The organism is Burkholderia sp. R-40 (assembly GCF_049942845.1).
Lineage (GTDB): Bacteria > Pseudomonadota > Gammaproteobacteria > Burkholderiales > Burkholderiaceae > Burkholderia > Burkholderia ambifaria.
Genome location: NZ_CP187969.1, coordinates 188,008 through 200,168 on the forward strand (window position 1 = coordinate 188,008; position 12,161 = coordinate 200,168).

The 12,161-nt window shown below is 69.4% G+C and carries 11 protein-coding genes; 5 read left to right on the plus strand and 6 right to left on the minus strand.

The window, feature by feature from the left end; translation table 11 throughout:
* Positions 1–127: 127 nt before the first annotated feature.
* The 4 genes from ACP26O_RS29655 to ACP26O_RS29670 all read right to left on the minus strand — a co-directional run bounded on the left by ACP26O_RS29655 (position 128) and on the right by ACP26O_RS29670 (position 2,580).
* A complete protein-coding gene (locus tag ACP26O_RS29655; RefSeq protein ID WP_175664687.1) occupies positions 128–694 on the minus strand; it encodes a hypothetical protein in 567 nt (188 codons plus the stop codon).
* Positions 695–782: 88 nt separating this feature from the next.
* Positions 783–1,082 carry a DUF2795 domain-containing protein gene (locus tag ACP26O_RS29660; RefSeq protein ID WP_011660539.1) on the minus strand — a complete coding sequence of 100 codons (300 nt, stop codon included), beginning with the start codon at positions 1,080–1,082 and terminating at the stop codon, positions 783–785.
* Between the two features lie 37 nt (positions 1,083–1,119).
* Complete coding sequence (locus ACP26O_RS29665; protein ID WP_175664686.1) at positions 1,120–2,148, minus strand: SDR family oxidoreductase; 1,029 nt, start codon at positions 2,146–2,148, stop codon at positions 1,120–1,122.
* Between the two features lie 27 nt (positions 2,149–2,175).
* Complete coding sequence (locus ACP26O_RS29670; RefSeq protein ID WP_175664685.1) at positions 2,176–2,580, minus strand: BON domain-containing protein; 405 nt, start codon at positions 2,578–2,580, stop codon at positions 2,176–2,178.
* A gap of 241 nt (positions 2,581–2,821) precedes the next feature.
* Here ACP26O_RS29670 and ACP26O_RS29675 point away from each other — a divergent pair, with 241 nt between their 5' ends.
* On the plus strand, positions 2,822–4,138 hold the full coding sequence (locus tag ACP26O_RS29675) for a glycosyltransferase family 4 protein (RefSeq protein WP_011660542.1): 1,317 nt from the start codon (positions 2,822–2,824) through the stop codon (positions 4,136–4,138).
* Complete coding sequence (locus ACP26O_RS29680) at positions 4,138–5,184, plus strand: UDP-glucuronic acid decarboxylase family protein (protein ID WP_175664793.1); 1,047 nt, start codon at positions 4,138–4,140, stop codon at positions 5,182–5,184. Before ACP26O_RS29675 ends, ACP26O_RS29680 begins: the two co-directional genes overlap by 1 nt.
* A gap of 68 nt (positions 5,185–5,252) precedes the next feature.
* Here ACP26O_RS29680 and ACP26O_RS29685 read toward each other — a convergent pair whose 3' ends face one another.
* Positions 5,253–7,559, minus strand: coding sequence for a hybrid sensor histidine kinase/response regulator (locus ACP26O_RS29685; RefSeq protein ID WP_175664684.1), 2,307 nt, complete (start codon positions 7,557–7,559; stop codon positions 5,253–5,255).
* A 140-nt stretch (positions 7,560–7,699) separates the two neighbouring features.
* Here ACP26O_RS29685 and ACP26O_RS29690 point away from each other — a divergent pair, with 140 nt between their 5' ends.
* On the plus strand, positions 7,700–8,407 hold the full coding sequence (locus ACP26O_RS29690) for a PIG-L deacetylase family protein (RefSeq protein ID WP_175664683.1): 708 nt from the start codon (positions 7,700–7,702) through the stop codon (positions 8,405–8,407).
* A complete protein-coding gene (locus tag ACP26O_RS29695) occupies positions 8,386–9,309 on the plus strand; it encodes a glycosyltransferase family 2 protein (protein WP_175664682.1) in 924 nt (307 codons plus the stop codon). Before ACP26O_RS29690 ends, ACP26O_RS29695 begins: the two co-directional genes overlap by 22 nt.
* Positions 9,310–9,326: 17 nt before the next feature.
* Here the strand turns inward: ACP26O_RS29695 and ACP26O_RS29700 are convergent, their stop codons facing one another.
* A complete protein-coding gene (locus ACP26O_RS29700; protein ID WP_011660547.1) occupies positions 9,327–10,694 on the minus strand; it encodes a sigma-54-dependent transcriptional regulator in 1,368 nt (455 codons plus the stop codon).
* A 353-nt stretch (positions 10,695–11,047) separates the two neighbouring features.
* Between ACP26O_RS29700 and ACP26O_RS29705 the strand changes: the two genes are divergently transcribed.
* Positions 11,048–12,121, plus strand: a complete 1,074-nt coding sequence (locus ACP26O_RS29705) for a sigma-54 interaction domain-containing protein (RefSeq protein WP_175664792.1) — start codon at positions 11,048–11,050, stop codon at positions 12,119–12,121.
* Positions 12,122–12,161 lie beyond the last annotated feature (40 nt).

Consider the following 12,161-nt stretch of genomic DNA (forward strand, 5'->3'; position numbering starts at 1 on the left):
TTCCTCCTTGAACGGGTGTCGGCGACACGTGTCGCAATCGGCGTGCCACGTCCGGCACGCCGGCTCGGGCAGGGTGACAGGGCCCGAGCGCCACACCGCATTGCAAGCACGTGCAGAAACGACCTGCTCAATGCGGCGCGCCCTGCGTGGTGCCGTTCGGCCGGCGCACCGGATCGAAGTCGCGCCACTGGCCGTCCTGCCAGTCCCCTTCGACGCGCTCGATCGATTGCGCGCCGGTCGCGCGCAGCACGTCTTCCGCGGCGGCGGCGGTCGTCGCCGTCACGCGCGCGGCCAGGATCACGCCGGTTTCGGTGTGCGCGAGCGTGCCCTTGCCTTCGGCCTGCTGGCCGCGCATCCGGCCGAGCGCGCCGCCGAATGCGCCGAGATACGCGCCGGCGAGTGCGCCCGCGGCCGGCACGAACCAGTAGTGCACGCCGATCGCATAGACGATCATCCCGACGACCGCGCCGATCGCCAGCCCACGCAGCGCGCCGACCATCGCGCCGCGCCCGCCCGGCTTCGCGGCCGTATCGGCATACACGTCGCCGCCGATCGGAAAACGCGCGTGCTGGCCGCCCGGGTTCAGGAAGAAGATCGACACGTCGTCCGGGCCGAACGCGCGCTCGTACAGGTGGCGCGCCCCACCTTCCGCTTCATCGAACGTCGTGAAGCGGCCTGCGACGATCATCGCCATGCTCATGCTCCTCCTCGTGACGGTGACGGTAATGGTGATGGTGACGCGCCGTGCACGCGACGGCGCGCACGGCGTGACGCGGCAGCGCTCACATCAGCCGCCCGAGTTCCTTCGAGACCGACGCGGGCGTGCCGTATTCGCGATCGGGGATCTTTCGCAGCATGTCGAGCACGCCCGGATCCGCGTTCGAGCGTTCCGCGCATTCGACGATGTCCGACTTGCTGGCCGGATAGTCCATCCCCTTCAGCGCCTTCTGCACGTCGACGGGGCTGGGCGCCTTGCCGTGCCCGGTCTGATGTCCGCCCTTGTCGTGGTCCTGCTGCACCCGCTCGCCTTCGTGCGCGCGCGAGTGGCTGTATTCGTGGCCCGTATGTTGTCGGGATGACATGAAAACCTCCTTCAGATGAAATAACGGAAAGGCGCGATCAGGTCGGCGCGCGGCGCGCGCGCGCCAATGCGGCAACCGCCAGCGCCGCCGCGCCCAGCGCGATCGCGCCGACCACCTTCGGCCGCTGCACCACCGCGTTGTACGCGCAGCCGCGCAGCACGTGGCCCTCCATCCCTTCGCGCTCGTGCAACACGTGGCGCGACTCATACAGTGCGTTGTCGTCGCGCGGGCGCGCCGGGCGCACCGTGCGCTGGCCGCGCGAGAACAGCGTGGCCGCGACGCGATCGAACAGCCGGGGCGCGTGGTACGCGCTGGCCGACGTAAACTTCGCGGCGCCGCCGACGAACAGCGTGCGCCGCGGATGCGCGGCCGCGAACAGGATCGCGTCGGCGACGAGGTCCGGGTCGTAGATCGGCGGCGGCAGCTTCGCCTCGACGTTCATGTAGTTCTTCGCGTGCATCACGAACATCGTGTCGATCGCGGCCGGCTTGATCAGCGTGACGGATACCGGCAGGTGATCCGACTCCAGCTCGAGCCGCAGCGAATCGGTGAAGCCCTTCACCGCGTGCTTCGATGCGGTGTACGCGCTTTGCAGCGGCAGCGGCGCGTCAGATGCCTCGCTGCCCATGTTGATGATCGCGCCGCCGTGGAAATCGCTCTTGCGCCGAAAATGATCCGATGCGACGAGCGAGCCATGCACGACGCCCCAGTAGTTGGTGTCGAACAGCCGGCGCTGATCCTCGAGCGGCACCGCGGCTGCCGTACCGAAGATCGACACGCCCGCGTTGTTGACCCACGTGTCGAAGCCGCCATAGGTATCGGCCGCCTTCGCGGCCGCGCGCTGCAGATCCTCGACATTGCCGACGTCGCCGGCGACCGGCACCGCGAGGCCGCCATGCTGGCGAATTTCCTCGCACAGCGTGTTCAGCGCGTCCTCGTTGCGCGCGAACAGCACCAGCTTCGCCCCGCGCCGTGCCGCCTTGCGCGCGGTGACGAGGCCGATGCCGCTCGTGGCGCCCGTGATCACGATCGTCTGCTCGCCGACCGGTTTGAGCATGCACTTCATCAGTGGACTCCTTTCACGGGGCCGCGGTTATTTCGGGCGGATGGTCAACTGGTCGCGCACGTCCTGCACGCCCTCGATCTGCTTGACGACACTCACCGCCTGCGTGCGCTGCTGTTCGTCCGGCACGCTGCCGGTGAGCATCACGATGCCGCGACGCGTCTTCACGTGAATGTCGCCGGCCGACAGGCCGCTCGTGCCGACCAGTTCGGCCTTGGCCTTGGTCGTGATGGTCGCGTCGCGGATCTTCGCGCCGGTGCTCGTGTGCGTCGACGACGACATGGATGACGATGCGCCGTCGTCGCCGGCGGCGAACACGTTCGGCGCGACGGCCGTGCACGCGACGGCCGCGGCGATCGCGACCGCCATGCCGAGGCGCGTCGCGGGACGACGGCGAAAGCGCGGTGCGCGGGCTTGCAGCGGGAATACCTTCATCGTGACCTCCTTTCGTGGGGCCGGCATGGCCGGCGGGTATCGACACGGCGCAAATCGCGTGCCGCGCGCTGTCCGCCGGATGGGCGTGCGACGCGCCGATCAGACGCCCTTTCATCCAACGCGTTGTAATTTTTTCGGCGCGTCGACGGGGGGGTTCGCCCGCAAAACCCCGGGCATGCCGATTGCCGAATCGGGACGCAACGGGGCCCGTCGGCGCGGCCTCGACCACCGGAGCAACACCATGCAGAGAATTGCGTTGATCAGTGAACATGCGTCGCCGCTGGGGGTGATCGGCGGCGTGGATGCGGGCGGACAGAACATCTACGTCGCGAACGTCGCGAAGCAACTGGCCGAGCGCGGCCTCGACGTCGATGTCTACACGCGTTGCGACAATGCGCACCTGCCGGAAGTCGTGGAGATCGGCCCGCGCATGCGCGTGATCCACGTGCCGGCCGGCCCGCCGGTCGACGTGCCGAAGGAGAGGCTGCTGCCGTACATGGGTGCATTCGCCGACTACATGATCGCGCGCATGCGGCGCGAAGCCGATCCGGTCGACGTGATGCACGCGAACTTCTTCATGTCGGGCGAGGCCGCGCTGCGCGTGAAGAAGCGCCTCGGCATTCCGCTCGTCACGACGTTCCATGCGCTCGGGCGCGTGCGGCGGCTGCATCAGGGCGCGGCCGACGGCTTTCCCGATGAACGCTTCGCGATCGAGGACACGCTCGCGCGCCGCTCCGACCGGTTGATCGCCGAATGCCCGCAGGATGCGTTGGATCTGACCACGCACTATCACGCGGACGCCGCGCGCATCGAGATCGTGCCGTGCGGGTTCGATGCGCGCGAATTCCGGCCGGTGCCGCGCGCCGACGCGCGCGCGCAGCTCGGCTGGCCGCAGCACGCGTTCGTCGTGCTGCAGCTCGGGCGGCTCGTGCCGCGCAAGGGGATCGACACCGTGATCGACGCGCTCGCGCGCATGCCGCGCGATCCGCAGCGGCCGACGCGGCTCTATATCGTCGGCGGAAGCCACGCGACGCCCGATCCGGCCCGCGATCCGGAACTCGCGCGGCTCGCCGCGCTCGCGCACGACACCGGCATCGCGGAGCGCGTGATCTTCGTCGGCCGGCGCGAGCGCGATGTGCTGCACCTGTACTACAGCGCGGCCGACGTGTTCGTGACGACGCCGTGGTACGAGCCGTTCGGCATCACGCCGGTCGAGGCGATGGCCTGCGCGGCGCCGGTGATCGGCAGCGACGTCGGCGGCATCCGCACCACGGTCGACGACGGCGTGACCGGCTACCTGGTGCCGCCGCGCGATCCGGCCGCGCTCGCCCAGCGGCTCGTGCAGCTGCGCGCGCGACCCGACCTGTGCGACGCGCTCGGCCGCGCCGGCTACCTGCGCGCGCACCGCTTCTATACGTGGCGCGGCGTGGCCGATCGCCTCGTCGACATCTACCGCGACGTCGCGCATCCGCAGCGCGCCGGCACGGCGGCCAGCAGCCGGCGCACCCCCGTCGCCGCGACGCCGGCCGTCCTCGCGAACCGCAAGGAGAATGCATGATGAAGGGCTACGATCGCAAACGCGTACTCGTCACCGGCGGCGCCGGCTTTCTCGGTTCGCATCTGTGCGAACGCCTCGTGACTGCCGGGCACGACGTGCTGTGCGTCGACAATTTCTATACGGGGACGAAGGACAACATCGCGCACCTGCTCGACGCGCCGAACTTCGAGCTGATGCGCCACGACGTGACGTTTCCGCTGTACGTCGAGGTCGACGAGATCTACAACCTCGCGTGCCCCGCGTCGCCGGTGCATTACCAGCGCGACCCCGTGCAGACGACCAAGACCAGCGTGCACGGCGCGATCAACCTGCTCGGCCTCGCGAAGCGCGTGAAGGCGCGCATCCTGCAGGCGTCGACCAGCGAGGTGTACGGCGACCCCGACGTGCATCCGCAGGACGAGCACTACTGCGGCCGCGTCAACCCGATCGGCGTGCGCGCGTGCTACGACGAAGGCAAGCGCTGCGCGGAAACGCTGTTCATGGACTATCACCGGCAGTACGGCGTCGACGTGCGGATCGCGCGCATCTTCAATACGTACGGGCCGCGCATGCATCCGGCCGACGGGCGCGTCGTGTCGAACTTCATCACGCAGGCGCTGGCCGGCGAGCCGCTGACCGTCTACGGCGACGGCCGACAGACGCGCTCGTTCTGCTATGTCGACGACATGGTCGACGCGCTGATCCGTCTGATGAACGAGCCCGGCGACGCGTGCGAGCCGGTGAACCTCGGCAGCGACGACGAGATCGCGATGATCGATATCGCGCGGGAGGTGGTGAGGATCGTCGGCGCGACGGTCCCGATCGAGTTCCGCCCGCTGCCGTCCGACGATCCGCGCCAGCGGCGGCCCGATCTCGAGGTCGCGCACCGGCGCCTCGGCTGGCGTGCGACGACGCCGCTCGCGACCGGGCTCGCGCATACCGCGCGGTATTTCATCCATCGGCAGGCGATCCATCACGAGCCGGGCGACCTCGTGCGCAGCACGCAGATCGCGTCGCACATGCTCGCGCAGATCAGCACGCAGAACCGGCCCGCGGCGGCGACATGAGGATCGATACGATGACTTGAACCGCCGTTACCGCGCGCGCCGCAGTGACGGCCGATGCGCACCACGCATCAGCCGTCGCGCTGCGTCACGTCCGCGATCTTGTGCGCCAGTTCCCGCACGTCGACCGGCTTGCACAGAAAGCCGTCGAACCCCGCTTCGAGCGCGCGCCGCTCGTCGGCGGGGCCCGCGTGGGCCGTGACGGCCAGCACGCGCAGGTCGCGCGGCGTCGCGCCGTGCGCACGGCCGTGCCGCAACGCGTCGAGCAGCCAGAAGCCGTCGCCGTCGGGCATCGCGAGATCGGACAGCACGACGGTCGGCTGAAGATTGGCGACCACCGCGAGCGCTTCGCGGCCCGACGACGCGATCGACACGGCCGCGCCGAGCGTCGTCAGCGCGGCCGTCAGGCTCGCGCGCGTGGTCGCGTCGTCGTCGACGATGAGGATGCGCTGCGCATCGAGCATCAGCCGCTCGCGCCGGCCATCGGCCTGCGCGATGCCCCACGCCATCGCGCCGGTCGGCTGCCAGCCGGCCGGCAGCGTCACCGTGAAGGTCGCGCCGCGATTGCGGCCCGCGCTTTCGACCCGCACCTGGCCGCCGTGCAGCCCGGCGATGTGGCGCACGATCGACAGGCCGAGCCCGAGCCCGCGCCGCGGCGACGCGGGCGAATCGTCCGCGCGGCGGAACATGTCGAATACATGGGGAATGAACGCGGGCGGAATGCCCTGCCCGGTGTCCGCGACGACCAGCACCGCGTGCGCGTCGTCGCGCGACAGCGTGACCGTCACCGCGCCGCCGCCCGGCGTGAATTTCAGCGCGTTCGACACGAGATTCGCGAGCATCTGCCGCAGGCGTTCCGCGTCGCCCGACACCACGCACGCGCTCGCCGCGCACTCGAATTCGAGCACGATGCCGGCCGACGACGCGGCCGTCTGGAACGCGCCAACCGTATCGGAGAAGAGCCGCACCACGTCGACCGGCATCGGATCGATCCGCAACTTGCCGGTCGCGAGCGACGACGCATCGAGGATGTCGCCCACCATGCGCGTCAGCGACCGCGCGCTGCGGTCGATCGCATCGATCGCCTGCTGTTCCAGCGCGTCGTCGCGCGTATTGCGCAGCACCTCGATCCAGCCGTAGATCACGTTCAGCGGCGTGCGCAGTTCGTGCGACACGGTCGCGAGCAATTCGTCCTTCAGACGATTCGACGTATCGGCCCGGTCGCGCGCGTCGCGTGCGCCCTGCAGCGAGCGCTGCGTGCGCAGGTCGCGCCGGCGCTGCGCGCCCGTCTCGCGCAGCGTCAGCGACAGCGCGACGCAATTTCGGGCCTCGCCGCGCACCGGGCCCGCGGACACCGTTGCGCGAAAGCGCCGACCGTCGCGGCGCACGCACAGCAGTTCGAGCGGGCCGACCGCTTCGCGCATCGCGTCGAACGAATCGGCGAGCGGGTTGCGCCGCAGCCAGCGCATCGCGACCAGCGTTTCGAGCGGGCGTCCGCGCGCGTCGGCTTCGTCATACCCGAAGATCCGCTGCGCGGCCGGGTTCCAACTGACGATGCGGCCCTGCCGGTCTATCCCGACGATCGCGTCCGGCGACGCGTCGACCACCGCGCGCTGCAGGCGCGACACCTCCGCCAACGCGCGCTCCGTGCCCGCATCGCGCAGCAACAGCACCGCGCCGTCGAGGTTGCCGTGCGCGTCGACGATCGGCGACGCGGCCTCGACGATCGGTACCGGCGGGCTGCCGTCGGCGCCGTGCAGCCAGTGCCGGTCGGACAGCGCATGCGCGCCGGCGAGCGCGCGCTCGAGCGGCGTCGGCTGCACGCGCCGGTCGTCGCGATCGAACACGTGAAGCACGTCGCGCACCGGGCGGCCCGTCGCATCGTCGAGCGCGCCGCCGGCCAGCGCGATCGCCGCCGCGTTCACGTAGGTCACCCGGCCTTGCGCATCGGTCGCGATCACGCCGTCCGGCAACGCCTGCAGCACGGCGTCGAGCTGCCGCCGCGCGGCGGCCTCGTTCCGGTATGCCAGACGGTTCGTGACCCGCGCGTGCCGCAGCCTCGCCGCGATCGCGCACACCAGCACGCCGACCAGCATGAAGATGCCGAGCCGCACGAGGCGGTCGGGCAGCGGCCCGGTATACGCGGACGCATCGGACAGGAACAGCGTCCACACCAGCAGCCCGCTGAGCACGGTCGACAGGATTCCGAACAGGAACGACGTCGCCCACGCGGCGCCGGCGAGCAGCGGGTAATACAGGATCAGCGGCAGGTTCACGCCGCCGAAGCGGATCGCCAGCGTTTGCAGCACGGTCGCGGTCGCGACGAGCATCACGGCGGTTGCGTAATTTCCGGCCTGCGGCCGTGCAATTTCACTCATCGGACACGCTCCTGCCGGAAGCTCGACGGCACCCGGCAACGGGCGAACACACGGGCATGCCGCCTGCTTGTCCGCATGCCCGCCGGCCGGCTCCGCCCGCTCGGCCGCTTACATCGGATACCAGGGAGACTTTGAAAAACATGACCGCTCCGACACGCTGGCTCGTCATCTCGCCGCATCTCGACGATGCCGTCTTCAGTTGCGGGCAGTTGCTCGCGCAGGCGCCGGGCTCGGTAGTCGTCACCGTCTTCGCCGGGATTCCCGCGCGCGGATCGGACGCGCCGCCATGGGATCGCCGGGCCGGCTTTCGCACCGCCGACGAAGCGGTGCGCAGCCGCCGCGACGAAGACCGCCGCGCGCTCGCGATGCTCGGCGCGCAGCCGGTATGGCTCGACTTCCTCGACGATCAGTACGGCACGCGGGCCGCGTCGACGGCGATCGCCGCGCGCCTCGCCGACACGATCGACGCGCACCCGGGCTTCGGCGTGCTCGCGCCGGCCGGCCTGTTTCACCGCGATCACATCCAGGTGCAGCAGGCAGTGTTGACGCTGCTGCGCGACAACAGCCGCACGGGCGACGCGGCGCGCGTCTGGCGCTTCTACGAGGACGTGCCGTATCGGCGGATCAACGGCTTGATGGCGAAGCGCGTGATCGACTGGCGCGAGCATGGCTGGATCGGCCACCCGGTCGGCCCGCCGGCGGGCAATCGCACCGACGGCGCGGCAGCGAAGGCCGCCGCCGTCGACGCGTATGCGAGCCAGATTGCGCTGTTCGAGCCTCATATGCGCGCCGATCTCCGTGAACCCGAAACGTACTGGCGGCTCGAATGCGACAACGTGTCCGCGTAACGCCGCCGCGCGTCGCGCTGCCGCCGCGCGAAGCGCGCGTGACCGCGGTCGTGCTGACCTACCGGCGCGCGACGGAGCTCGCGCGCACGCTCGCGCGGCTGTCCGACTTGCCCGACCGGCCCGCGATCGTCGTCGTCGACAACGGCTCGGACGACGATACCGCCGCGCTCGTGCGCCACCGCTTCCCGCACGTGGCGCTCGTGCATGCGCCGGCCAATCTCGGTGCGGCCGGCCGCAATCTCGGCGTGGCCGTCGCGCGCACGCGCCACGTCGCGTTCTGCGACGACGACACGTGGTGGGCGCCCGGCTCGCTCGCCGAAGCCGCGAACCTGCTCGATGCGTATCCGCATGTCGCGGCCGTCACCGCACGCGTGCTGGTCGGCCCGGAACAGCGCGAAGACCCGACCTGCCGGCTGATGGCCGACAGCCCGCTGGATGCGAGCGTCGCGCTGCCCGGCCGCCCGATCCTCGGGTTGCTGGCCGGCGCGACCGCATTCCGGCGCGACGCGTTCATGAAGGCCGGCGGCTATCACCCGCGCTACTTCCTCGGCGGCGAGGAAGCGCTGCTCGCGCTCGACCTGTACCGTGCGGGCGCGTGGCTCGTGTATGCACCGCACCTGACGGTTCATCATTACCCTTCGAAGCAGCGCGACGTGCACGCGCGCGCGAGCGTATCGACCCGCAACGCGGTATGGACCGCATGGCTCCGATGGCCGGCCGGCGCCGCGCTCGCGCATACGCTGCGCATGCTGCCGCGCCTGTGGCGGGAACGCGGCGTCACGCCTGCGCTCGCCGGGCTGCCGTGGATCCTGCGCGAGCGGCATGCGATTCCGCCGGAAGTCGAGCGCATGCGCCGCCGCGTGGACGACGCCGAGCGCCGCCGCACGCGCGCACGCGCATGAGCGCAGCGCTCGGCGCATCAGGAGTCCGGCTTTTCCGTTTCGTCTTCCAGTTGCGCGAGCCGGTTGTAAATCGTTTTCAGGCTGACGTCGAGCACCTCGGCGGCCTGCGCCTTCACGCCGCCGCATTGCGCGATCGTGCCGAGGATCAGCTTGCGATCGACTTCCTCGAGCGGCGTGCCGAACGGCACCGTCACGCGATCTTCGTGCGACTCGACCATGCTCGACAGTTCGTCCATGATCGGCGGCGGCAGCGTATCGATCACGTCGGCGTCGCTGAAGATGCTCGCGCGCTGCACGAAGTTGCGCAGCTCACGCACGTTGCCGGGCCATGCGTACGACTTCAATGCTTCGCGCGCGGCCGGCGCGAAGCGCAGGTTGCGGCCGCTTTCCTCGTTGTAGCGTTGCAGGAACGCGTCGGCGAGCATCGGGATGTCGTCGCCGCGCTCCCTGAGCGACGGCAGCGGGATCGGAAACACGTTGATCCGGTGATACAGGTCGGGCCGCAGCTTGCCGTCCGCCATCGCGGCTTCCGGATCGCGGTTGGTCGCGGCGACGATGCGCACGTCGACGTCGATCTCGCGCGTCGAGCCGAGCCGCGTGAGCCGCCCCGTTTCGAGCACGCGCAGCAGCTTGACCTGCGATTCGACCGGCATCTCGGTGATTTCGTCGAGGAACAGCGTGCCGCCGTCCGCGCGCTCGAAGAAGCCCTTGTGCTGCCGCTCCGCGCCGGTGAAGCTGCCGCGGTCGTGGCCGAACATTTCGCTCTCCACCAGATTCGCGGCGATCGCGCCGCAGTTCACCGCGAGGAACGGGCCGCGGCGGCGCAGGCTGAGGTCGTGCACGGTTTGCGCGGCGAGCTCCTTGCCGGTGCCCGATTCGCCGGTGAGCAGCACCGACGCTTCGGTGCGCGCGACGCGGCCGATCGCGTCATAGACGGCCTGCATCGCCGGCGAGCTGCCGAGCATCCGGCCGAAACGGCCGAGGCGCTGCAATTCGGAGCGCAGCTCGGCGATTTCCTCATGCAGCGCGGTGGTGCGCGGCACGCGCGCGAAGATGCTGTTCAGCCGCTGCATGTTGAGCGGCTTCACCAGGTAGTCGGACGCGCCGCGCCGCAATGCGTCGATCGCGGTTTCGAGGCTCGCGTGACCGGTGGTCAGCACCATTTCGCAATGCCCGCGCTTGGGCAATGCGTCGAACAGATCCATTCCGTTGCCGTCCGGCAGCACCAGGTCGCACAGCACCAGATCGGGGGTATTCGTCGAGACGAGCGTGCGCGCTTCTTCGAGTGTCGCGGCCGTGTCGCATGCAAGCTGCTGCGACTGCGCAAGTGCCGCGAGCATCGCGCGCGTATCGGCGTCGTCTTCGACAATCAGGACATAAGGCATCGAAGCTCCTTGTGATGCGGCCGGCTCGAACATCAGCCGAAACCGCGGCGGGCATGCGATGCGGGGTACGACGCCGGGCACCCGGCAACAGGCAATCCGTCGCACCGCATACGAACAAGCAGACAAGTTGTCCTGCCATGACAAACGACTGTTTAGCAGTATAGAAGAGGCGTGTCATGCATTCGCCGCTCATCGAATAAATCTATCCGCCCGCGACGATCGCATTGCCAGATTCAATCTGCGGTCTCTCGTATAAGAGGTATGCTTTCTACGTGAAAAACGGCGCATGTCGCGTCATTTTTTCATCTTGTCTCGACGGCTTCGGTCAAAACTTCCCAAATGCGATATCACTCATGTCGAAATCCGACGATGACGGCACGCGGCTGTTCGGCCGTTCGCGAACAATCCAGGACCTGCTGCTGAAAATTTCGCGCGTGGCCGCAACGCGCGTGAGTGTGCTCGTGGTCGGCGAAAGCGGTGCCGGCAAGGACATCGTCGCACGGCTGATCCACGACATGAGCCCGCGCCGGCGCGGCCCGTTCGTGCCCGTCAACTGCGGTGCGATTCCGAAAGACATCGCAGAGTCCCATTTGTTCGGACATGAAAAAGGCAGCTTCACGGGCGCCGTTGCACAACATGTGGGCATGTTCGAAGCGGCACGCGGCGGCACGCTGTTTCTCGACGAAATCGCGGAAATGCCCGCGGAATTGCAGGTGAAACTGCTGCGCACGCTCGAATCGAACACGATCGTGCGCGTTGGCGGCCACGAGGCGATTCCGCTCGACGTGCGGATCGTCGCGGCCACCCATCACGATCCGGTCGAGGCCGTGCGCAGCGGCCGGCTGCGCGAGGATCTGTTCTACCGGATCGCGACGATCGCGCTGCACGTGCCCGCGCTGCGGCAGCGCGAGGACGACGTCGGCGACATCGCGCTGCAGATCGTCGAGCGGCTGAACGCGCGGCACCGCACGCGCAAGCGCCTGTCGATGCAGGCGATGAAGGCACTGCGCGCGTACACGTGGCCCGGCAACGTGCGCGAGTTGCGCAACGCGCTGGAACGTGCGTTCATCCTCGCGGACGACCAGATCGAACTGCAGCTGCCGCGCCGCCTGCCGCCGCGCGAGGAAGTGCGTCACAACGCGATGACGCTGCATATCGGCACGACGCTCGCGCATACGCAGCAGCGCTTCATCGTCGCGTCGCTGCGTCACTTCAACGGCGACAAGCCGCGCACCGCGAAGGCGCTCGGCATCAGCCTGAAGACGCTGTACAACCGCCTCGCACTGCTGCCCGAACACGAGCGCAACGCGACGAACGGCAACTCCGCGTCGACGTCGGGCGCGAGTAGCAGCGCCAACGGCACGAGCAGCACCAGCACCAGCAGCGCCGCGAGCGCGCCCTCGCCGGCGAGCCCGTCGAGCGCCTAAGCGCACCCGCTTCAAGGGCTGCATCGCGTCGATCAGGGCC